Source organism: Allobosea sp. 2RAB26, assembly GCF_052115465.1.
Taxonomy (GTDB): domain Bacteria; phylum Pseudomonadota; class Alphaproteobacteria; order Rhizobiales; family Beijerinckiaceae; genus Allobosea.
Map to the genome: position 1 here is coordinate 350982 of NZ_JBFRGS010000005.1, position 20071 is coordinate 371052.

At 63.6% G+C, this 20071-nt stretch carries 23 protein-coding genes; 9 read left to right on the top strand and 14 right to left on the bottom strand.

Translation table 11 applies throughout. From position 1 onward, the window contains the following. Positions 1–179: 179 nt before the first annotated feature. Positions 180–1121 (bottom strand): GlxA family transcriptional regulator, encoded by a 942-nt coding sequence (locus AB4118_RS12075; protein ID WP_441489943.1) that lies wholly within the window; start codon positions 1119–1121, stop codon positions 180–182. Positions 1122–1242: 121 nt separating this feature from the next. Between AB4118_RS12075 and AB4118_RS12080 the strand changes: the two genes are divergently transcribed. Together AB4118_RS12080 and AB4118_RS12085 are read left to right on the top strand one after the other, a co-directional pair. Beyond that, positions 1243–2052 (top strand): SDR family NAD(P)-dependent oxidoreductase, encoded by an 810-nt coding sequence (locus AB4118_RS12080; protein WP_441489944.1) that lies wholly within the window; start codon positions 1243–1245, stop codon positions 2050–2052. A gap of 117 nt (positions 2053–2169) precedes the next feature. Continuing rightward, positions 2170–2802, top strand: coding sequence for a VOC family protein (locus AB4118_RS12085; RefSeq protein WP_441489945.1), 633 nt, complete (start codon positions 2170–2172; stop codon positions 2800–2802). 202 nt (positions 2803–3004) lie between these two features. Here the strand turns inward: AB4118_RS12085 and AB4118_RS12090 are convergent, their stop codons facing one another. From AB4118_RS12090 to AB4118_RS12120, 7 genes are read right to left on the bottom strand one after another with little or no spacing between them, the layout of a single operon-like run. Then, the gene (locus AB4118_RS12090; RefSeq protein WP_441489946.1) at positions 3005–3919 is read right to left on the bottom strand and encodes a VOC family protein; all 915 of its coding nucleotides are present in this window, start codon (positions 3917–3919) and stop codon (positions 3005–3007) included. A 57-nt stretch (positions 3920–3976) separates the two neighbouring features. Further along, positions 3977–4786 carry an SDR family NAD(P)-dependent oxidoreductase gene (locus AB4118_RS12095; RefSeq protein ID WP_441489947.1) on the bottom strand — a complete coding sequence of 270 codons (810 nt, stop codon included), beginning with the start codon at positions 4784–4786 and terminating at the stop codon, positions 3977–3979. 43 nt (positions 4787–4829) lie between these two features. Beyond that, positions 4830–5549 carry an ABC transporter ATP-binding protein gene (locus tag AB4118_RS12100; RefSeq protein WP_441489948.1) on the bottom strand — a complete coding sequence of 240 codons (720 nt, stop codon included), beginning with the start codon at positions 5547–5549 and terminating at the stop codon, positions 4830–4832. Between the two features lie 3 nt (positions 5550–5552). After that, on the bottom strand, positions 5553–6356 hold the full coding sequence (locus tag AB4118_RS12105; protein WP_441489949.1) for an ABC transporter ATP-binding protein: 804 nt from the start codon (positions 6354–6356) through the stop codon (positions 5553–5555). Continuing rightward, a complete protein-coding gene (locus AB4118_RS12110; RefSeq protein ID WP_441489950.1) occupies positions 6356–7303 on the bottom strand; it encodes a branched-chain amino acid ABC transporter permease in 948 nt (315 codons plus the stop codon). Before AB4118_RS12110 ends, AB4118_RS12105 begins: the two co-directional genes overlap by 1 nt. Positions 7304–7307: 4 nt before the next feature. Further along, positions 7308–8195 (bottom strand): branched-chain amino acid ABC transporter permease, encoded by an 888-nt coding sequence (locus AB4118_RS12115; protein ID WP_441489951.1) that lies wholly within the window; start codon positions 8193–8195, stop codon positions 7308–7310. Between the two features lie 51 nt (positions 8196–8246). Further along, positions 8247–9392, bottom strand: coding sequence for an ABC transporter substrate-binding protein (locus tag AB4118_RS12120; RefSeq protein ID WP_441489952.1), 1146 nt, complete (start codon positions 9390–9392; stop codon positions 8247–8249). A gap of 74 nt (positions 9393–9466) precedes the next feature. On the opposite strand from AB4118_RS12120, the gene AB4118_RS12125 reads away from it, so the two are divergent. The 6 genes from AB4118_RS12125 (at position 9467) to AB4118_RS12150 (ending at position 14520) form a co-directional block, all read left to right on the top strand. Continuing rightward, positions 9467–10288, top strand: coding sequence for an FCD domain-containing protein (locus AB4118_RS12125; protein WP_441489953.1), 822 nt, complete (start codon positions 9467–9469; stop codon positions 10286–10288). A 90-nt stretch (positions 10289–10378) separates the two neighbouring features. Further along, on the top strand, positions 10379–11236 hold the full coding sequence (locus AB4118_RS12130) for a fumarylacetoacetate hydrolase family protein (RefSeq protein WP_441489954.1): 858 nt from the start codon (positions 10379–10381) through the stop codon (positions 11234–11236). Positions 11237–11317: 81 nt separating this feature from the next. After that, positions 11318–12241, top strand: a complete 924-nt coding sequence (locus AB4118_RS12135) for a VOC family protein (RefSeq protein WP_441489955.1) — start codon at positions 11318–11320, stop codon at positions 12239–12241. Positions 12242–12314: 73 nt separating this feature from the next. After that, positions 12315–13058 carry an SDR family NAD(P)-dependent oxidoreductase gene (locus tag AB4118_RS12140; protein WP_441489956.1) on the top strand — a complete coding sequence of 248 codons (744 nt, stop codon included), beginning with the start codon at positions 12315–12317 and terminating at the stop codon, positions 13056–13058. A gap of 74 nt (positions 13059–13132) precedes the next feature. Continuing rightward, entirely contained in the window at positions 13133–13507 is a 375-nt protein-coding gene (locus tag AB4118_RS12145) for a nuclear transport factor 2 family protein (protein WP_441489957.1), read from the top strand. A gap of 74 nt (positions 13508–13581) precedes the next feature. Continuing rightward, a complete protein-coding gene (locus AB4118_RS12150; protein WP_441489958.1) occupies positions 13582–14520 on the top strand; it encodes a LysR family transcriptional regulator in 939 nt (312 codons plus the stop codon). Positions 14521–14626: 106 nt separating this feature from the next. Here the strand turns inward: AB4118_RS12150 and AB4118_RS12155 are convergent, their stop codons facing one another. From AB4118_RS12155 to AB4118_RS12165, 3 genes are all read right to left on the bottom strand, one after another. Continuing rightward, positions 14627–15070: a DoxX family protein gene (locus tag AB4118_RS12155; protein ID WP_441489959.1), complete on the bottom strand. Its 444-nt coding sequence runs from the start codon at positions 15068–15070 to the stop codon at positions 14627–14629. Positions 15071–15254: 184 nt separating this feature from the next. Then, positions 15255–15551 (bottom strand): putative quinol monooxygenase, encoded by a 297-nt coding sequence (locus AB4118_RS12160; RefSeq protein ID WP_441489960.1) that lies wholly within the window; start codon positions 15549–15551, stop codon positions 15255–15257. A 206-nt stretch (positions 15552–15757) separates the two neighbouring features. Then, positions 15758–16399: a hydrolase gene (locus AB4118_RS12165; protein ID WP_441489961.1), complete on the bottom strand. Its 642-nt coding sequence runs from the start codon at positions 16397–16399 to the stop codon at positions 15758–15760. Positions 16400–16702: 303 nt separating this feature from the next. Here AB4118_RS12165 and AB4118_RS12170 point away from each other — a divergent pair, with 303 nt between their 5' ends. Beyond that, positions 16703–17617, top strand: a complete 915-nt coding sequence (locus AB4118_RS12170; protein WP_441489962.1) for a pirin family protein — start codon at positions 16703–16705, stop codon at positions 17615–17617. A gap of 44 nt (positions 17618–17661) precedes the next feature. On the opposite strand, the gene AB4118_RS12175 is transcribed toward AB4118_RS12170, so the two are convergent. Genes AB4118_RS12175 through AB4118_RS12185 form a run of 3 tightly spaced genes read right to left on the bottom strand, consistent with a single transcriptional unit; the run spans position 17662 to position 20057 of the window. Then, on the bottom strand, positions 17662–17940 hold the full coding sequence (locus AB4118_RS12175; RefSeq protein ID WP_441489963.1) for a GNAT family N-acetyltransferase: 279 nt from the start codon (positions 17938–17940) through the stop codon (positions 17662–17664). Between the two features lie 53 nt (positions 17941–17993). Continuing rightward, positions 17994–18458 (bottom strand): DoxX family protein, encoded by a 465-nt coding sequence (locus tag AB4118_RS12180; RefSeq protein ID WP_441489964.1) that lies wholly within the window; start codon positions 18456–18458, stop codon positions 17994–17996. A gap of 21 nt (positions 18459–18479) precedes the next feature. Beyond that, positions 18480–20057 (bottom strand): DHA2 family efflux MFS transporter permease subunit, encoded by a 1578-nt coding sequence (locus AB4118_RS12185; RefSeq protein WP_441489965.1) that lies wholly within the window; start codon positions 20055–20057, stop codon positions 18480–18482. Positions 20058–20071: the final 14 nt, after the last annotated feature.

The window sequence follows — 20071 nt, forward strand, 5'->3', positions numbered from 1 at the left end:
TGAACGGGCTCAGACGGATGACCACCTGAGCGCGGGGCTTGAAGGTGAAACCGGAACGCCTGCGGGCTCGTCCGCCAGCCGATACGCGATGAGGATCATGGCCGGGAGCGAGAGTCCCACTCGCAACCCGACGTCGTCCGATCATAGCACGGACGGCGGGGATGGCTTCGGACGCCGCGCTAGCCTGCTGCGCGTGCATTGCGCCGGATGGCCTGTGGTGGCTGGCCATAGTTTCTCAGGAAGGCACGCCGCATCCGCTCCCGGTCGACGAAACCGGTTTGCTCCGCGATGGCCTCGACGGGGTGGCCGGTCTGCTCCATCAACAGGCGCGCGGCTTCGACCCGCAGGTTCTCGACCGCCTTGGCCGGCGACTGGCCGGTCTCCGCGCGGAAGGCGCGGCTGAACTGGCGGGGGCTGAGCCTGGCGGCGTCAGCGAGATCCTCGACGCTCAAGCGCGACTGGAGATTGCTCCTGGCATAGTCGAGTGCCGACTGAACGCGGTCCGACTTGGCGTCCATGTCGAGCAAGGCGGAATGCTGCGACTGGCCTCCCGCGCGCCGGTGATAGACAACCAGTTTTCGTGCCGTCATGCGTGCAACTTCGGGGCCGAGGTCCTTCTCGATCATGCCGAGGGCGAGATCGATGCCGGCGCTTGCGCCAGCTGATGTCCAGATCGGACCATCGACGATGAAGATACGGTCAGGATCGACCTTGATCCGGGGATAGCGCGCGGCGAGATCCCGGGCGCTTCCCCAATGGGTTGTCGCCTGGCGTCCGTCGAGCAGGCCGGCCTGAGCCAGAACGAAGGCTCCGGTGCAGATCGAAGCGACCCGGCGTGCCTTGGTCGCCGCCCGGCGCACGAAATCGATCATCGCAGCCGACACCTCCGATCCCGCCAGATCGCCACCGAAGATCATCGTGTCATAGGGCGTATCGTCGAAGGGCTCGGTCTGCAGCATCAGGCCGAGTGAGCTCTTCACCGCTCCTCCGCTCTGCGACATCACCCGGACGTCATAGAAGGGGGTGGTGGGGACCGAGAGATTGGCGAACTCGAAAGCCGAGAGCGCAGCGAAACTCATCAGCTGGAAGCCTGGTGAAACGACGAAACCGATCCGATGCATGGCGCGCTCCGATCAGGTCATTGATGTCCTGAAAGGTGGTATAAATGACATTTGAGACATGAGCAAGCAGATCTAGTTTTCCTCGCCATGGAGCCCCGTCAGGGGCAATGGAGATGAAACAATGAGCCAGGTACTCAAGGGTTTCGCACTGATCACGGGTGCCTCGTCCGGTATTGGCGCGATCTACGCCGAGCGTCTCGCACGCCGTGGCCACGATCTCATTCTCGTGGCGCGCAATGCCGAACGGCTGCGCAAGCTGGCCAACAGGATCGCAGCCGAGACGGGCCGCAAGGTCGAGGTCATTGCTGCCGATCTCGGCAAGCGCGACGATCTCGCCAAGGTCGAGGCGGAACTGAAGAGCAATCGGCGGATCACCACGCTGGTCAATAATGCCGGTGTCGGTGCGACGGCTCCGCTCCTGCACTCGGACATCGACAAGATGAGCGACATGATTGCTCTGAACGTCGACGCCTTGATGCGCCTGACTTACGCCGCGGTGCCCGGATTCGTCGAACGCGGAGGCGGAACGATCATCAATATCGCTTCGATCGTCGCTGTCGCGCCGGAGCGCCTGAACGGCGTCTACGGTGGCTCCAAGGCCTTCGTCCTGGCCTTCAGCCAGTCCTTGAAGCATGAACTGTCGGACAAGGGCGTGCGGGTTCACGTCGTGCTGCCGGGAGCGACGGCCACCGACTTCTGGGAGATCGCCGGAAAGCCGGTCGAGCACCTGCCGAGCGAGATCGTGATGACCGCTGCGGCGATGGTCGACGCGGCCTTGGCCGGCCTGGACCTGGGTGAGTTCGCCACCGTGCCGTCCCTGCCGGATATGGCCGACTGGAATGCCTTTGAGGCAGGACGGCAGGCGCTGCTGCCCAATCTTTCCCGAGCCGAACCTGCTGCTCGCTATGGCGTCCGGCCCGAAGCGGCGTAAACTTCCCGACGGGCGGTCGGTCGAAGCGCGACACATGTTTCAATCGCCTGGATCTCTGTCATTTCAGGCGCCTGGAGGTGTCGCAACTCTCACTCATCTGAACGGAAGGAGTTCGACATGAGCGATACTCAACTGCGCAGCGAGACTGGAGACAAGACCCTCGGAGCCCTGGCGGCCGACCTGAAGCTTGAGGTCGTCAGCATCCCCGTTGCGGATGTCGATCGCGCCAAGCGCTTCTACGGTGGCTTGGGCTGGCGACTTGATGCCGATATTGCAGGCGACAATTTCCGGGTTATCCAAGTCACGCCTCCAGGCTCGCCCGCTTCTGTCATCTTCGGCAAGGGCAACACGGTGGCCCCCTATCTCATCGTCTCCGACATCGTGGCGGCGCGCGCTGCACTCGCCGCTCGCGGAGCCGAGGTTGGCGAGATCTACCATTACGGCGAGCAGGGAGACCGTCGCAGCGGGCCCGAGCCGACACGGCGCAGCTACGCGTCGTGGCTCTCGTTCAAGGACCCGGACGGCAATGAATGGCTGCTGCAGGAGGTCACCCAGCGTCTGCCCGGACGGGTCGAGGCGGGTGATACACGCTTCGCCTCATCCAGGGAGCTCGCGGCCGCGCTCCGGCGTGCGGCGGCCGCGCATGGCGAACACGAGAAGCGAAACGGCGGCCAGCATGATGAGAACTGGCCGGACTGGTATGCCGAGTACATCGTACAGGAGCAGGCCGGCAAATCGCTGCCGACATAGGGATTTGCTGCGACCCCATCGGCCGCTCGTTGGGCCGGCGCTGCTCGCAGGCCCGGTTGAAACGAGCGGCCAGCGCGTGGCTTGCGTTGCTTTCCCCTGACGGTCGAGCCGCGGCGCGCCCGTTAGGATCAGGGGTCCGCGTCCGGATTGGCGATGGCCCGCCGCGGTCGCCTGTCGGCGGGCCGTTCGCGAGTGCGGAGGGTCATGCCGCGTCGGCGGCGGCTGCGCTCCTTGCAAAGCCCAGCGCCGGATCGATGAAGTTGGCCGGCGGCGGCGAGCCCCAGAGATTGATCCAGCGGTCGGAGAGCGACGGGGAAATCGTCCAGCTGCGAGGCTCATAGAGCAGGTCATTGTCGATGCGGTCCATCCCCACCGACATTTCAACGACGCAGCCATTGGGGTCGACGTAATACTGGAAGACGTTGCCACCGGCGCCGTGGCGCCCCGGCCCCCACAGCAGCGAGCGGTTCTTGAGGACAAGCCCGTCAGCAATGCCGGCGAGGTCCTCGAGGGCGTGGAAGTCGAAGGCGTAGTGATGGAGATCGCCATCGCCTGGGCAGAGGGCTACGGTGTGGTGATAGCCGTCGGCGGCCCGAAACCAGCGGAATTCGTCACCGCCGGTGCGATCCGAGAGCTCCATGCCGAGCAGCTTGACCAATAGGTCACTGAAGGCGAGCCGGTCGGGAACCTTGAGATTGACGTGCTCGATGCGTTTGGCACGCGCCCCAGGCCCGATATGGCGCTGTGCCTGATCGCGTGCGATGGGCGTGTGGACCTCGAAGATCGGCCCCCATGGCGTCGCGAACCGTATGGCGCGCTCGATGCCGTCGTGAAGCGGCCTGTCGTCCAGGATCTCCAGGCCTTCCGAGCGCACCCGCCGCCCGATCTCGTCGACCGCTGCGGCGTCGGATGCTTCGAGCCCGATCGCCAATGTGGCGCGGCTGTCGCCTCGCGTCAGCGCGACCTCCCAGCGCCGTTCATTCGAAGACAGGAACACTGTGTCGCCGCGCCGGCCCGTCACCTTGAGACCCACGAGTTCGGCGAGGTCCTGCGCGGACCCGTCCGGATCGGGCGTCGTGAAGGCGACGAAGCCCATCTGACGAATGAGGTGGCTCATGCTGCTACTCCTGAGACTGGTTGTTGACGGGTCGGGTGTGGAGAGTGTTGTCAGGCGTCAGCGCGCGTTGACGCTGAAGCCGCCATCGATGTTCAGCTTGGCGCCGTTGATGTAGCGGGCACGATCGGACGCGATGAAGAGTGCCAGGTCGGCAACCTCGTCGACCTCGGCCCAACGCTCCATGAAGATGCCGCGCTCGCGGCAGAAATCGGCGAGGAACTGCTCGCGGGTCTTGCCTTGCTGCTTGGCCAGGCCGTCCGCCCATTCCTCCCGGAATTCGGTGCCGACCAATCCCGGCACGATGGCATTGACCGTGATGCGCTCGTTCCAGAGATCCTGGGCGAGATAGCCGGTCGTGTGGATCAGCGCGGAATTGTTCAAGCCGTGCAGCATGGCAGGGCGCCAGACCGCGATCCCCGAGGAGCCGGTGATGTTGATGACGCGCCCGGTACCGTCGCGAGCCATCATCGGCAGAAATTCGCGAATGACGCGCAGCGCGCCAAGCGTCTTGACCTCGATGAGCTCCCGCCACTCGTCATCGTTCCAGAGCACCTGCCTGTCGTTGCGCGTGACAGGAGCCCCTGCATTGTTGATCAGGATGTTGAGGGTCGAGAACCCGGGGACGGCTCGAAGCGTCTGCGCAGCGGATGCGACTGAATCCGCCTGGGTGATATCAGCCGAGACGGTGGTCACGGTCACCGACGTTTCCTTGCGGATCTCGTCGGCGGCTTCCTCCAGAGCCTCTCGTCCGCGCGCCAGCAGCGCCACGTTGACGCCTTCTCGCGCCAGCGCTCGTGCAATGCCCTTGCCAATGCCTTTACTGGCTCCGCACACCAAAGCGGTTCGCCCAGAAAGTCCCAGTTCCATGAGATGTTTCCTTGACTTGATGTCGTGAAGCTCTGCGGCGCACTCAGCCGTGCAGGTAGGCCTTGATGAGACTGTCGTCGGCGAGGACGCCCTGCCATTCGCCGCGCCTGATCTCCTGCGCGACCTTGCCGACGGAGAGCACATAGGCCCGGTCCGTCATCTCGGCGGCGATCGTGATGCTCTGTTCGACCAGCAGGATCGCCATGCCCTGGCTCCGCAGATTGTTCAGGACGCCAAGGATCTCCTTGACGACCTTCGGGGCGAGCCCCGTCGTGAGTTCGTCGAGGATCAGGAGGTCTGGCTGCAGGAGAAGCGCGCGGGCAATGGCGACCATTTGCTGCTGCCCGCCCGAGAGCAGCCCCACTGACGAGTGGTAGCGCTCCTGCACGTCAGGAAAGAGCGTCAGCACCTCCTCGAGGCTGAAGCGCGGGCTACCTCCGGAGGCCTTTCGGCCGGCGCTTTCAGCGAGGCGCAGATTGTCGCGAACGGTCAGCTCGACGAAGAGATTTCTGTTTTCGAGCACAACCGCGATGCCGCGCTCGGCCCGGCGGTGCGGCGCCAGGTCGGTCAACTCGACGCCATCCTTGAGAACCCGACCGGCCATCGGTCTCACCAGACCGCACAAGGTTCGCACCAGCGTCGTCTTGCCGGCGCCATTGGGGCCGACGATCGCGACAGCCTCGTTCCGGCCGACCGACATCTCGATTCCATGCAGCACGGGCAAGGCGCCGTAGCCAGCCTGGAGTGATTGGATCTGCAGCATGGCTCAGCCTCCCAGATAGGCTTCGCGCACGCGGGGATCGGCTTGGATCGCAGCCATGGGCCCGGATGCGATGATCTCGCCGAAATAGAGAGCGTGCACGGTGTCGGCGATCGTCATCAGGCCCATGTCGTGGCTGACCAGCAGGATGGTCATGCCCTCGCTGTTGAGCATCGCGATCCAGCTGCGCAATTGCCCGATCTCCTCGGTGTTGAGGCCCGAGGAGGGCTCGTCGAGGAGCAGCAGTCGCGGCGCCCCGACATAGGCGCGGGCAAGCTCGACGACGCGGCGCTGGCCGGCCGGCAGGCGTCCGGTCTGCGCATCCAGGAATTTGCCGAGCGCGAACTTGCGACAGGCCTCTTCGGCGGTATTGCGTAGCCGATCGAACTCGCGTCGCGTTGTGGGCGTGCGCAGCATGCTCGCCAGAATGCCGCTGCGGCCGTCCTTGTGCAGACCCACCATCACATTTTCCAGCACCGACATGCGCTCGAATACTTTCGGCGTCTGGAAGGTACGCATCAGACCATGACGGGTGCGCGCCTGGATGCTGTCGGCAGCCATATCGCGCCCGGACAGCAGGACCCGCCCGGCCTTGGGGCGCAGGAAGCCGGAGACGATATTGAAGCAGGTGCTCTTTCCCGACCCGTTCGGCCCGATCAGCCCGACGATCTGGCCCTGCGGGACCGCGAAATTGACATCGGTCAGCACCTTGAAGCCGCCGAAACTATGGGCGATGCCGGATAATTCCAGGGTCGCTGGCAGATCGATCGGCCGCGAAGGGAGGCGTTTCAGGTCGGCGACAGCAGTCATCACGCCATCCTCCGTTTCAGGAGTTGCGCGAGGCGATCTGCGCCTCCGATCAGCCCGTCGGGCAAGAGGGTGACGACCAGCACCAGCGCCAGCCCGAACAGAACCTGGTGAATGTCGCCGAGACCGCTGAGCAGCTCGGGGATGAGTGTGACGAACAGCGCGCCGGCGATGATCCCCCAGACCGATGTCGAGCCGGCGACGACCGGAATCAGGAGGAATGCGATCGAGCGTTCGACCGTGAAGCTCTGCACGCTGATATAGGAGACGTAGTGCGCGAAGAGCGATCCGGCGAGCGAGCCGAGCATGGCGCAGATGACGAACATCGCAGTCTTGAGACGGTGCATGTCGACGCCGAGGACTTCTGCGGCCGGGGCGGCATCGCGCATGGCGCGCATGGCAAGGCCCGGACGCCCACGGACGAGGTTGTCGGCGAGGAGCAGCACGAGGATCGCAATCGGCCAGACGAGGTAGTAGACGCGCTCGGGCGTATCGAAGGCGAAGCCGAAGATACTGAGCTTGGGAATGCCGCCAATGCCGAGCGTGCCGCCGGTCAGCCAGTCCCATTCGAAGAACAGGACATTGCCGATCAGGCTGAGGGCAAGCGTAGCCAGGGCGAGAAAGAAACCGGTCAGGCGCAGGACCGGCCAGCCCACGGCGAGGGCAATCAAGGCGCTTGCCACCATGCCGGCCAGGAACCCGGCCAGGGTCGGCAAACCGAGCTGAACCGTAAGATAGGCCGAGCTGTATGCGCCGATGCCGTAGAACAGCGCCTGGGCCAGATTGACGATGCCGCATTGACCGAGCAGCAGTCCGACACCGAGCCCGCCGATGGTGAACAGGCCGGCGAACACGAAGAGATCGATCAGGTGCCGCGACAGCAGGAGCGGCGCGAGGGCCCAGGCCAGGGCAAGCAGGAGAAGCAGGAGAGGTCGGCGCAGGTTATCCATGGCGCTAGCCCCCGATCCGCCCGACACGGCCCAGCAGGCCGTTCGGCATGACGATCATGATGACGATCATCATCGCGAGCGCGATCACGTCCTTGTAGCCGGAGGGAAAGCCGACGACGGCGAGGGATTCGAGCAGCCCAAGCGTGACGCCGCCCAGCACCGCTCCGAGCGGGTTGCTCAGTCCTCCAAGGATGGCGGCTGCGAAGCCCTTGAGGGTCAGGGCGATGCCCATGTGGTAGTTCACCGCAACCAGGGGAGCGACAAGGATGCCCGCGATCGCGCCGACGGTGCCGCCGAGCAGGAAGGTCAGAGAGCGCATCCGCCGAACATTGATGCCGTTCGTGGCGGCGCCGTCGGGATCCATGGATGCCGCCATCATCGACAGCCCGAGCAGCGTCCTGCCGTAGAATAGGCGCAGGCCGACGACCACGATGATCGCCGTACCGATCAGCCAGAGAGCCTGGATCTGCAGGAAGGCATCGAGGATCTCGATGACGCCTTCATCGCCCCAGCTCGGCAGGAGATAGGAGTTGCGGCCTGCGAGATAGAGCACTGCGGCAGACAGCGTGACCGCCAGGCCGATGGTGAGCAGCAAGAAGCTTTCCTCGCCCGCGCGCTGGCGCATCATCGGCTGCACGAACAGGCGATCAATGATGACACCGACGGCCGCACCGGAGATGACGCCCAGAAGGATCGACAGGCCATAGGGCAGGCCGGCGGGCTCCAGTGCGAAGACGGTGACCATCGCGCCGATCACGGCGAATTCGCCCTGCATCGCGTTGATGATCTGGGTGCCCTTGAAGATCACGGCGAGGCCTATGCCGATCAGCGCATAGACGAAGCCGTTGGTGATCCCGGACAGGATCGCCTGCATGACGAGACTGGCTGACATGATGAGAGGTCCGGTAGGGAAGGCAGGCGCTCGGCACCTGCTCCTCCACGGTCACTTTGCGGCGGAGTAATCGAGGCGTGTGAACTTGCCCTTGACCAGCTTCGAGTAGTTGAAGCTGGCGAGCGTTAGCCCGCCCATATCCGGGGCAGAAAAGTCGAATTTCGCCATGACGCCCTGGTAGGGACGGCGCATGGCGCTGCAGAGGGCTTCGTTCGTGGCATCGGGCCCGGCTGTCTTGAGCGCCTGCGCCAGCGACATCACGGCATCCCAGCCCGCGGCCTCGAAATGCTTCGGCAGTCGGCCGTGTTCCTTCTGGAACAGGTCCACGAACTCGCGCTGATGTGGCAGCGGGTCTTCGGCGATCAGGAACTCGGCATGGATGATGTTGTCGGCCGCATCGCCCATGGCCTTGACGTAGTCATAGGTCGCGGTGCCGTGGACGGAGATGATCGGCGCCGTGAGCCTCACCTGTCGCGCATTGCGGAAGGGCATCGGAGACGTCGATATGACGATGACGGCATCCGGCGCGCTCGCCCTCACCTTGGCGGCCTGCGTCGTCAGATCGGTGGCTGCGATCTCGAATTTCTCGACCTGGGACCAGGTGACGCCGAACTCGCCGGCGAGGTCCTTCATGCTGTTCCAGACGACCTGACCGTAGCCGGAATCATGCAGGACGCCGACCTTGCTGGCCTTCATGTCGCGGACATAGGAGAGCAGCGCACGCGCGTTCAACTCCTGTGACGGCGTGATGTGGAACACGCAGGTCCGGTCGCGTTCGACGGCAGGTCCCAGCCCTGAAAAGGCGATCTGGGTCAGCTTCAGCGGCGCCGTGATGCCGCCGACTGCGACGGTCTGGGCGATGCCGGAGGTGCCGATCAGCGCCTTGATCTTGTGAGAGTGCACCAGCGCGTTGACCTTGCTGACGGCGACATCCGGGCTCGACGCGTCGTCCTCGATCAGAATCTCGATCGGCTGACCGTTCACGCCGCCGCGTGCGTTCAAGGTCTTCTGAGCAAGCAGAATGCCTTCCCGCTCAGGGAGGCCGACACCGGCAATGGCGCCCGTGGCCGAGATCACGGCACCGATCCTGATCGGCGCTCCGCTGGCGGCCGTCTGGGCAAGAGCAGGCATTGGGGACAGCGACAACAGCGCGGTCGGCGCGAGTGCGATGAGCGAACGATAGGCTGGCAGAGCCATGGCTGATTTCTCCCTCCGGATTGGGCGCTGGCCGCGCTCCTTGATTGAGGGGGAGGCTACGAGATTTTCTCGTCATGTCAAATATTTTCGAAAATAAAAGATATCATGCGATAGTCCGGGGCTTATGTTACAACCCGCGGCACGATGTCGATGTCCAGGATGTGGAGGCAATCTTGAATCTGGTCCGCCCAACCCAGCGCGAGCTCGCTCGTCAGGCGAATGAAGAGCCGAAGGGGCGTACGCGGATGTCGGGCATCTACGAGTTGCTGCGGCGCGACATTCTGGAGTGCCGACTGAAGCCGGGCATGCGCCTCCGTTTCGAGGAGTTGCGGACGCTCTATGAGATCGGCCTCAGCCCGTTGCGCGAAGCTCTGATGAAGCTGGCATCCGATGGGCTGGTGGTTCTGGAGGAGCACAAGGGCTTCCGTGTCGCTCCGGTCTCGCGGTCCGATCTTCTCGATATCACCTACATGCGCAAGGAATTCGATGCCATGGGGGTCAGATTGTCGATCGAGAAGGGTGATGATGCCTGGGAAGCCAACATTCTCGCCTCCCTGCATGAGCTTAGCAAAAAGCCCAAGCTCGGACCGGACGGGCTTGTCGATGCGGAATGGGAGAGGCGCCACCGGGCCTTTCATCTGACCTTGGTTTCGGCCTGTGGCTCTCCGTGGCTGCTTCATTTTCGCGAGCAATTATACGACCAGGCCGATCGCTATCGGCGCTTGTCGGTGCAGTACCTGCGTGAGCCTCGCGACCATCTCGCCGAGCATCGCGAGATTGCGGACGCAGCGCTCGCCCGCGATTCGGATGCCGCTGTCTTCCTCATTCGTCGCCACCTGGATCGGACCGTGCAGATCCTTCTCGCGGCAGACGGGGTGCTGTCGGCCGACCTTTAGGTATTATCGATAGATAGAAAGATATTCGAAAATCTGTTGACGCCCGGATTTTGGCTGCTACCGTCTCGACATCCAATCAAGGAGATGGCGATGCGGTACGTGAGTTATGTCTCGGGTCAGCAGGCGGGTTTGGCCGTCCGTGATGGCGCTGAGCTTTTCGATCTCGGCTCCGTCGATCTCGGCAAGGTCCTTGCGGATGGACCCGGTGCCGTTGCCGCGCTGGCCCACGCGCCGCGGGGCAAGCGACTGGACGAGGCCACCCTTCGCTTTCTCCCGCCGGTTGCCCGGCCGCCCAAGATCGTCTGCGTCGGGTTGAACTATGTCGATCACGCGGCCGAGAGCCCCTACAAGGACGTTCCGAGCTATCCGGCCGTCTTCCCGCGCTTTGCGTCGAGCCTTATCGGCCATGGCGAAGCCATCGTCCGCCCAGCGGTATCAGCCCAGCTTGATTTCGAGGGCGAGCTCGTGGCCGTGATCGGGCGAGGCGGTCGGCATATCTCGCGTGAAGCGGCGCTCGACCATGTCGCGGGTTACTCGATCTTCAACGACGGCTCGATCAGGGACTACCAGTTCAAGTCACCGCAATGGACGGTCGGCAAGAACTTCGACGATACCGGCGCGTTTGGCCCCGAATTCGTCACGGCCGACGAGTTGCCGCCGGGCGGCAAGGGCTTGAAGATCGAGACGCGCCTCAATGGCGTGGTGGTCCAGTCCGCGAATACCAGCGATCTGGTTTTCCCGCTTGCCGACCTGATCTTCTATCTCAGCGAGGCGATCACGCTGGAGCCTGGCGACCTGATCATTACCGGAACGCCGGCTGGGGTCGGATTTGCCCGCAAGCCGCCGCTCTTCATGAAGGATGGCGACATTTGCGAGGTCGAGATCGAAGGGCTCGGCGTGCTCCGGAATCCGGTGCGCGACGAGGTCGCTGTGGCGAGCGCAGCCTAGCCGCGCCGCCGCGTCGCACTGAACCCAAGCAAGAACAAGAATAGCCCAAAAGAAATGGACTGAACGAGGGAGTTTACGCTCATGACGCCGCTGGTTACCCGCCAGAGCTACATGGCCTTGAATGTCGAGGATCTGGATGCATGCGTAAGGGATGCAGAAAGCGTCCTTGGGTTGCGCATCGTCGACTACCATGACGGGCGCGCCGTGTTGACGGCGACAGGCCGTCGCGCGGAGTTGATGTTGCATCAGGCTTCCGGCAACGCAGCGCGGACGGTGGGCCTCGAGGCGCTCGACGGCGATGCCGTCGAGGCCGCGGCCTCGCGCGCCTCAGCGGTTGGACTTGCGGTCTTGTCCCGCGAGCCGTCGCTGCCATGCATCGAGCGCTCGGTCACCTTCACGACCAGCGATGGCCATGTCTTCGAAGTTCATACTCCGATGCCGGCGGACCAGCCACGGCGCTACGCCGGGGCCGGGATTCACCCGCGCGGCATTTGTCACGTCAATCTGACGTCTCCCGATCCCTGGCGGATCTACGGTGAATTGCACGAGACCCTTGGTCTCAAGATTTCGGAGCGCACCTCGGGATGTGAACTGGTCTGGCTTCGCGCTGCCGACGGACGGCATCACACGGTCGGGATCGTCAAGGGGGCTCGACCGGGCATCCATCATTACGCCTGGGAATTTGCCCAGTTCAACGATTTCATGCGGCTCGGCGACGTGCTCGACGCATTGGACCGCGTTGTAGTCTGGGGGCCCGGGCGTCACGGCGCGGGCGACAATCTCTTCGCCTATTATCTCGATCCGGCAGGTTTCATGGTGGAGTGTTCGTCGGAGATGGAAGTCATCGCGAACGATACCGGGTATGAGCCGAAGGTTGCCGATATCGATGCGGACCTGACCAATATCAAGGTCGTGAACCGTTGGGGCGCGCCGCCGCCGCGCCCATGGATCCAGCACCACACCGATTTCGCTGTCTTCGACGGGCACGGTTCCGCGCGCGGCTGAATCGTCCGGCGTTGCTGCGGAGGTCAAGTCCGCAGCAGCGGTGCTCGGGAACATCCTGAGATGGGAGAGAGATGTGCTGCTTTCCGGAAAGGTCATCGTCGTCACCGGAGCGGAATCCGGCATCGGCCGGGCCATAGCAGAGGCCTGTGCAGAGCAGGGGGCGAGCCTCATCGTGGCGGGGCTCGACAAGAGCAAACTCGCGGACGTGGCGGCAGCGCTTGGGAGCGCGGGGCGTGATGCTCTGGCTGTCGCAACCGATATCAGAGAGGCGGTGGCCGTCAGCCGATTGTTTTCTGCGGCGGTCGAGCGCTTCGGGCGCGTCGATGCTGCCGTGGCGAATGCCGGCATCATCGGCGCGCGAAAACCGGCTGCGGAACTCACGCTGGATGACTGGCAGCAGGTTCTCGACGTCAATCTCACCGGAACCTTCCTGACGGTCCTGGAGGCTGCACGCGTGATGGTGAGGCAAGGCGGGGGCGGGTCCATCATCGCGACCGGATCGTCGACCGCCCTGCGGCCGGTGTCCGGCCTCTTGCCCTATGTTGCGAGCAAGGGCGGCGTTCACGCGCTGATGCAAGGCCTCGCGCTGGAACTGGCGCCGCACCGGATCCGGGTCAACACGCTCGTCCCGGGCACGACGGCGACGGATGCCACGCGTGCCATGCCCGGCTATCTCGATCAGGTGGCGAAGAGCCTGCCGATGGGCGAGGTCGTCGATGTGCAGGAACTCGGGCGCTATGTCGCCTTTGCCCTGAGCGATCAGCTTCCACATCTGACCGGAGCGCATCTCAAGATCGATGCTGGCCGGACGATCTGAAGGCCCGGACTCTGAGAATCCAGGTCTCTGAAGATCCAGACCGGCATTGCCCGACACCATTCGAGGATACGTTCATGACCGACCCGACGATCCGCGCAATCGAGCAACTGGAGAAGCGGCGCTATGACGCCATGCTGCAGGCGGATCTCGCCGTGCTTGGAGACATGCTCTCCGACAACCTCGCCTATACGCATTCCAATGCGGCACGTGACGCCAAGGAAAGCTACCTGGAGAAGGTCGGCGCGAAGTTCTTCGACTATCACGCGATTTCCAACGAGGATCAGGAGATCAAGGTTTTTGGGGATGTCGCATTGGTGACCGGCGTCATGAAGGCCGAGGTCACGGTCAACGGCACCGCAAAATCCCTCAACAATCGCTACCTTGCCGTATGGCTCCGAGAGGCTGGAGAATGGCGCTTCGTGGCCTACGCACCGACCCCGGTTTCGTAGCTGGCGCTGGCCGTGCGGCTGAAACGGTGCCGAAGCCCTTTCGCTCAGGGGTGATGGTTCGCTATCATCGAACAATGGCTTGGCGTTTCGACGATGTGCTGACTTTCCTCAAGGTGGTGGAAGCCGGTGGAATTACGGCTGCGGCGAGTGAGCTGAAGCTGTCGAAATCCGTGGTCAGCAAACGCATCAGCGATCTCGAAGAGGCGCTCGGCGTCGCGCTCCTCCACCGCTCGACCCGCAGCGTCACGCCGACCGAACAGGGCTCCTTGTTCCACGACCATATGCGCGACGCGCTGCGCGGCATCGATGAAGCCGTCGAGGTGGTGACCGACCGTACGGGCCCGCTGAAGGGGCGCCTGCGGGTGACGGCGCCGATGAGCTTTGCGACATTGCATCTTGGTCCGATGCTGGCTGATTTCGCGCGGCTCCACCCTGGCGTCGAATTCGCGATCGACCTTGACGATCGCATGCTGGATCTGGTTGCGGGCGGTTATGACCTCGCGATCCGCATCGGGCGGTTGCCGGATTCCTCACTTATCGCGCGAAAGCTGTGCCAGAGCCGGCGCATCGTCTGCTGCAGCCCCGCATATGCCCGGGAGACGGCGCTGCCGAAGTCCATCGACGAGATCTCGGCTCATAACTGCATCGACTACGCCAATGCCCATGCCAGCCGGCTCTGGCAGTTCCTCCCGATCGCTCCGGACATGCGCCCGCGCACAGTGGTGACACGCAGCCATCTCGTCACCAATAATGGCGAGGTCATGCGCGATCTGGCGATTGCAGGCCTCGGCCTTGCAGTCCTGCCCCTGTTCATCGCTGCCGATGCTGTTCGCGCGGGGCGGCTGATCCATGTCCTGCCCGATGACGAGCCGCTGCCGGATACGATCTACGCAGTCTATCCGCCGACGCGCCATCTGTCGCACCGCGTCCGGACACTTGTGGACTACCTGAGCAAGCGGCTGGCGAACGGTGTGCCCTGGATGATCCCAAGCGATCAGGGCTCGGCCAGCTGACGCCCTTAGATCATCGGACCGGATATCGTATCCGGTTCGATGATCTAACCCTTTGTGTTTGCATCGGCTTTCCCGAAGACCGCAATCCACTTTTCGGGCCGATGCTTTAGAATTCCCGGCCGAGCCAGCGATCGAGCGACAGCCGGCCACCGCCATGCACCGACATCAGGGCGAAGGTCCCGAGCCAGACCACGGTCAGGTGATAGCCGGTGCCGCGCGGGATCATGACCATCACGAGGATCACCACGAGCTGGATGAACAGCATGAAAGCGAGCGGTCTGGTGAGAAGGCCGATCGCGATGGCGAGACCTCCGAGCAATTCCAGACCGCTGGTGAAATAGGCGAGCGGCACGGCCGGCTCCAGACCGAGCCGTTGAAACAGTTCGATGTCGCGGGTCATGCCGTCACCGAACAGCTTGGTCCAGCCGAATGTCGCCATGATCAGCCCGGACGTGGCGCGCATTGCCGCATAGGCCAGAGGTTCCAGAGCGGCGTAGAGGGGCGCCAATTTCGGGATGACAGCGCGCTGCTTATCCAGGTTTTCAGCCATGACGGGGATCCAGATTGCGGAACGTGGGTGATCGATCGGTCGAGTGGGGCGACGCATCGGCGATGCGGCGCAGCGGCCTGTTGCGTTCGGGGCAAGGAAGAGCGGAAGCGGCGCCGGGACGCGTCTTCGCCGGCCGTGTGAGCTGGAACGCAGCAAACGCGGCTAAGGCATCGTCCCGAGCTCTTCACGCGATGCGGTTCAGGAAGCAGGCGATCTCGGTGCGTTCAACATTGGCGGCGCCATGGTCCTGGAAGTGCCGGATATGGTCCCCTTCGTTGTGATGCTTGTCCCGGGCTTCGGTGCTCGCCCAGTGTTCAACGAAGACGAAGCGGCGCGGATCATTCTGGTCGACGAAGAGATCGTACCGCAGACTGCCTTCTTCCCGGCGTGAGGGCTCGACGACATTGGTCAGGTCGCGGCGTAGGTCCGCCTCCTTGCCGTCCTTCGCGTAGAGAGAAACAACGATGAAGAGCTCGCCCATTCTGCCGATCCTCCACGGTGGGCAGGTCAAATCAGAGAAGCGCCCTGCGGCTCCCGCCGGCGGGCCGTTGCCCTGATCGATCCCAGGTTCTCATCCGGATCGATGCAGCACGCTCCCGACGACAGGAGCCGGAACCTGCGTCATTCGAGCCCGAGTGAGACACTCCAGCCTGGATCACGTCACGGCGCCGGCGGCTTTGTCCCGACTTACTCGGTCCGATCGTAGGAGAACTGGATGCCGGCCGTGCCGCCGGTCTCGATGAACAGGTTGATGAAGGCTGGAACGGTCTCCTTGCGGGCCCAATCGCGCTGCAATTCGCAGAAGAGCTGCGGCACGCTGATCATCTTGCCGCCCGCCTGCTCGATCCGCCGCAAGCCCGCCTCATGCGCCGCAACCGAAGTGCCGCCGACAGCATCGGCGACGACATAGACCTCGTAGCCGGAGACGAGTGCGTCGATCGCCGGGAAGGTCAGGCAGGCCTCAGTCCAGAGCGCCGTCATGATCAGTTTCTTGCGCCCGGTCGCTTCGACCGCCTGGCGGAATTCGACATCCTCCCAGGAGTTGATTGTGGTGCGATCGATGGTTGGAATGCCCTTCAGGGCCTTCTGGACCTGCGGGATCGGCGGCTTGTTGAGGCCGGTCTTCACATTCACCGTCGAGTGGACGATCGGCAGCCCATAAGCGACGGCCGCCTTCGCGGCACCGACGATGTTGTTGATCATCAACTGTCGGTCCATCGAGGCGATAGAGTTCACCTGGACCGGCTGATAGTCGATGATGATGAAGGCCGAATTCTGCGGCGTCAGCAGGTGATCCTTGCGCGGGTCGCGAATGGCTTCGCTTGTCATGACGTCATCCTCGCTGTTGCTTTGGCACGCTGACCGGGTGCCTTGACGGTGGCGCAGCCGCGCCGGGCGCCCGCGACATCGTCGCCTCAGGGTCCGAACGGGCAGGTCAGCCTAGCACCGCGATTCAGCCCCGGAAGCGTACCGCTCCCGAACTCTGTGTTCTTTCTGGTCGAACAATGGTGCTGTGCATGACCTCGCCATCCCCCACGGTGAGGCTCATAATCGCTGCCCGGAAACTCAGGGCCGATGATACAGCGGCGATCGATCCCGATTCCGCTTGGTCCGTGCGCAAGGGAGACGCCGATGAGCTGGCTACCGACGGAAGACCCCATCACGGGCGATCGAAAATCCTGCGATGCGCTCGAACTTGTCGTCGTTCCGCGCTTGCGCGACCTCGGCGGCTTCAATGTCCGGCGTGCGCTGCCACATGGAAGGCGCCAGATGGTCGGCCCTTTCATCTTCTTCGATCATTTCGGGCCGGTGCAGTTCATCGCCGGTCATGGCATGGATGTCAGGCCTCACCCTCATATCGGCCTCGCAACAGTGTCCTACCTGTTCGATGGACGCATCATGCACCGGGACAGCGAAGGCAATGTGCAGGAGATCAGCCCGGGCGCCATGAATCTGATGACGGCGGGACGGGGCATTTCCCATTCCGAGCGCACGCCTGAAACCGATCGCGACGGGACCCACACGATGCTCGGGCTGCAAAGCTGGATTGCGCTTCCTGTCGCGCAGGAGGAGATCGCTCCCTCCTTCCAACATTATGGCGCGACGGATCTGGCGACCATCCAGGACAAGGGCGTGAAGGCGCGGATCATCGCCGGTTCCGCCTTCGGCAAGGCGGCGCCCGTCAGCATGGCCTCTGAGTGGTTCTATGTCGAAGTATCGCTTGGCGCAGGCATGAGCGTTCCGCTCGACGCCGATCATGAGGAGCGTGCGATCTATGTCGTCAGCGGCGAGATCGATATCGCGGGCGACCTGTTCGAAGGCCCGCGCCTGTTGATCTTCAAGCCGGGCGACCGGATCACGGTCCGCGCGACCCAGCCGACGACAATGATGTTCCTGGGTGGCGCTGCGCTCGAAGGTCCCCGTTACATCTGGTGGAACTTCGTGTCATCGAGCAAGGAGCGCATCGAGCAGGCCAAGGAAGATTGGAAGCAGGGGCGTTTCGGGCATGTGCCCGATGAGAGCGAATTCATTCCTCTTCCGGAATAGCCAGGCAGTTCGCAGCGGGCGCGCGGGCGGTTCCCAGCCTGCTTTCAGCCGTCGATGATATCGTCATATTCGGGATGCCTGCTGGCCCAACCCGCCATGAAGGAGCAGCGGAGGACGATCTTTCGCCCACTGGCACGGATGAGATCGAAGGTCCCCTTCGCCAGCCTGGAGCCGATGCCCTGACCTGAAAGCTCCTGCGGTACTTCCGTGTGGGTCAGCACGACACGGTTTGCGTCGAGCCGATAATAGGCCAGGGCCAAGCCTCCATCGACCGCCAGTTCGAAGCGGTTCAGGTCCGGGCGGTCGATGACGATGCCATTCATGGCTTTCTTCCCTCCTTGTCGGTTCACGCAAGTTCGAGGCTGCTCCCTTCCGGTCACCGGGAAGGGAGCAATCGAAACAGGCTGCGGATTTGACGATGTCCGCCTCCCATTGCCAAGGCGAGGAGAAGCCCCCCGAACAGGCCGGCATTCTGGAGAAAGATCACGCTCTGGGGCAGGGGGATCGGGCCCGTATCATTCCAGGGGGCATGAGCAACCACGGTCGCCATCGCGGTAAATCCCGCGAGCAGTCCCGCACCGATCCAACTCGTCCGTGGCCAGACCAGCAGGGCTGATCCGCCCAGCTGCGTCACGATGACGGCGGCCGCCATGAGGGTCGGTAGCGGCAATCCATTATGGGCCATTTCCTGTACTGCGCCGCCAAAGTCGAACAGCTTGCTGAGACCGCTGAAGACGAAGCCTCCGGCCAGCAGCATGCGGGCGAGCAGATATCCGGAATGATGTGTCTCGACCTCGGGCGAAGCCCGGTCGCTGGACGAAGTCGGCACTCGAATAGACATGGGTGTTCTCTCCCTGGGGGATTACAAGAGCTTTCCGGGCAGCATGGTCTTGCGGAAGCCAAATGCGATCAGGATCGATGCGAGCATCAGGATGCCGAGCAGCAGGAACGCGTCGCGATAGGCCAGGACGAAGGCTTCCCGTTGCAGCGTGCGGGCGATGAGGGCGGTAGCTGCCCGCGTCGCTTCGATCTCGGGCAGGCGCGACGAGAACATCTGCGACAGCGTCTCGATCCGCTGCGTGGCCTGGATGCTTGCGGTCGTGACATGCTGGCCGAGCAGGTTCGAATGCACCTGTTCCTGAACCCGGACGAAGGTGCCAACGGCGGCCACGCCAACCGCCGAGCCGACCGTGCGCAGGATGTGAACAAGCGATGCGATCCAGGGAATTTCGCGCAGCGAGATGTCTTCGGTGATCAGGACCATGATCGGAATGGCCAGGAATGGCGCGGCGCTCGACTGCACGACAAGGGGAACGAGAACCTGGCTCGCGTTCCACTGGCTGGTCAGGCCTGCCATCATCAGGAGGCCGACGCCCTGCAGCGCGGCGCCGAAGACAAGCAGGCGGCGCGGATCGACCCTGTAGCAGAGGCTGGCGACGAGCGGCATCAGGAGCAGCTGCGGCAAGGCGGAGGCCAGGAACACGCTGCCGCTCTCGAGCGCCCTGTAGCCCTGCACCCGCGCGAAATATTGCGGCAGCACGAGAGCTGACGACATCGCCGCGATGCGCGTCAGGAACATCATGAACAGGCCGAGCCCGGTATTGCGCCGCCAGAGCAGGCGGGGATCGACCAGCGGATCGTGATGCAGGAGCGCGTGGACCAGGGCGCCGCCGAGGAGAAGCGTGGCCGAGGCCGCCAGTCCGGTAATAAGCCCCGAGGCGAACCAGTCGAGGCGGTTTCCCTGATCAAGCGCAGTGACAAGAGCCGCCAGCCCGAGTGAAAGCGCGATCAGGCTGAAACCGTCAGGCCTTCGAAAGCGCATGTACTTGATCGGATCGCGGGTCAGGCCATAGGACCCGGCGAACAGCGTCAATGTTCCCGGCAGCACGTTCAGCCAGAACAGATACTGCCAGGTGAAGTGGTGCATCACCCAAGCTTCGATCGACACCGAGAGGCTCGGTGTGAAGGCTGAGATCAACGCATAGAAGGATAGGCCATACAGGCGCATGGGCTGAGGCAGATGACGCATCGTCACCGCATAGGCCATGGGGATCAGGACGCCGGCACTGAGCCCGCGCAAGGCCTGGAACATCAGCAGGACAGTGAGTGACGGGCTGAACGGCGCGGCCAACGAGAAGAGCGTGAAGAGCAGGGAACCGAGGAGCACGCCGCGGGCCGGGGACAGGATCCCGCGTAGCCAGACCGCGGCAGGGATAGCGGCAACCTCCGCCGTGATGTAGGCGGTTGTGATCCAGGAGCCTTCATCGGCTCCGATACCGAGCGCGCCCCGAATGTCGGCGAGGCCGATTTCAGTCAAGCGCGCATTCACGAGTGCGGTGAACGTGCCGAGCAAGACCGCCGCGACACCGACCAGTGCGCGCAGGCTCGGTGCGGCCGCGATTGGACGCGCCGGGGCTGCAGGATGGATTGCGGTCGCCATGATCGAGCCTCCCG

What these genes read in the sequence shown, in the direction of transcription:
- AB4118_RS12075 (WP_441489943.1), bottom strand. Translation starts at nt 1,121, where the DNA reads ATGCATCGGATCGGTTTCGTCGTTTCACCAGGCTTCCAGCTGATGAGT.
- AB4118_RS12080 (WP_441489944.1), top strand. Translation starts at nt 1,243, where the DNA reads ATGAGCCAGGTACTCAAGGGTTTCGCACTGATCACGGGTGCCTCGTCC.
- AB4118_RS12085 (WP_441489945.1), top strand. Translation starts at nt 2,170, where the DNA reads ATGAGCGATACTCAACTGCGCAGCGAGACTGGAGACAAGACCCTCGGA.
- AB4118_RS12090 (WP_441489946.1), bottom strand. Translation starts at nt 3,919, where the DNA reads ATGAGCCACCTCATTCGTCAGATGGGCTTCGTCGCCTTCACGACGCCC.
- AB4118_RS12095 (WP_441489947.1), bottom strand. Translation starts at nt 4,786, where the DNA reads ATGGAACTGGGACTTTCTGGGCGAACCGCTTTGGTGTGCGGAGCCAGT.
- AB4118_RS12100 (WP_441489948.1), bottom strand. Translation starts at nt 5,549, where the DNA reads ATGCTGCAGATCCAATCACTCCAGGCTGGCTACGGCGCCTTGCCCGTG.
- AB4118_RS12105 (WP_441489949.1), bottom strand. Translation starts at nt 6,356, where the DNA reads ATGACTGCTGTCGCCGACCTGAAACGCCTCCCTTCGCGGCCGATCGAT.
- AB4118_RS12110 (WP_441489950.1), bottom strand. Translation starts at nt 7,303, where the DNA reads ATGGATAACCTGCGCCGACCTCTCCTGCTTCTCCTGCTTGCCCTGGCC.
- AB4118_RS12115 (WP_441489951.1), bottom strand. Translation starts at nt 8,195, where the DNA reads ATGTCAGCCAGTCTCGTCATGCAGGCGATCCTGTCCGGGATCACCAAC.
- AB4118_RS12120 (WP_441489952.1), bottom strand. Translation starts at nt 9,392, where the DNA reads ATGGCTCTGCCAGCCTATCGTTCGCTCATCGCACTCGCGCCGACCGCG.
- AB4118_RS12125 (WP_441489953.1), top strand. Translation starts at nt 9,467, where the DNA reads ATGTCAAATATTTTCGAAAATAAAAGATATCATGCGATAGTCCGGGGC.
- AB4118_RS12130 (WP_441489954.1), top strand. Translation starts at nt 10,379, where the DNA reads ATGCGGTACGTGAGTTATGTCTCGGGTCAGCAGGCGGGTTTGGCCGTC.
- AB4118_RS12135 (WP_441489955.1), top strand. Translation starts at nt 11,318, where the DNA reads ATGACGCCGCTGGTTACCCGCCAGAGCTACATGGCCTTGAATGTCGAG.
- AB4118_RS12145 (WP_441489957.1), top strand. Translation starts at nt 13,133, where the DNA reads ATGACCGACCCGACGATCCGCGCAATCGAGCAACTGGAGAAGCGGCGC.
- AB4118_RS12150 (WP_441489958.1), top strand. Translation starts at nt 13,582, where the DNA reads ATGGCTTGGCGTTTCGACGATGTGCTGACTTTCCTCAAGGTGGTGGAA.
- AB4118_RS12155 (WP_441489959.1), bottom strand. Translation starts at nt 15,070, where the DNA reads ATGGCTGAAAACCTGGATAAGCAGCGCGCTGTCATCCCGAAATTGGCG.
- AB4118_RS12160 (WP_441489960.1), bottom strand. Translation starts at nt 15,551, where the DNA reads ATGGGCGAGCTCTTCATCGTTGTTTCTCTCTACGCGAAGGACGGCAAG.
- AB4118_RS12165 (WP_441489961.1), bottom strand. Translation starts at nt 16,399, where the DNA reads ATGACAAGCGAAGCCATTCGCGACCCGCGCAAGGATCACCTGCTGACG.
- AB4118_RS12170 (WP_441489962.1), top strand. Translation starts at nt 16,703, where the DNA reads ATGAGCTGGCTACCGACGGAAGACCCCATCACGGGCGATCGAAAATCC.
- AB4118_RS12175 (WP_441489963.1), bottom strand. Translation starts at nt 17,940, where the DNA reads ATGAATGGCATCGTCATCGACCGCCCGGACCTGAACCGCTTCGAACTG.
- AB4118_RS12180 (WP_441489964.1), bottom strand. Translation starts at nt 18,458, where the DNA reads ATGTCTATTCGAGTGCCGACTTCGTCCAGCGACCGGGCTTCGCCCGAG.
- AB4118_RS12185 (WP_441489965.1), bottom strand. Translation starts at nt 20,057, where the DNA reads ATGGCGACCGCAATCCATCCTGCAGCCCCGGCGCGTCCAATCGCGGCC.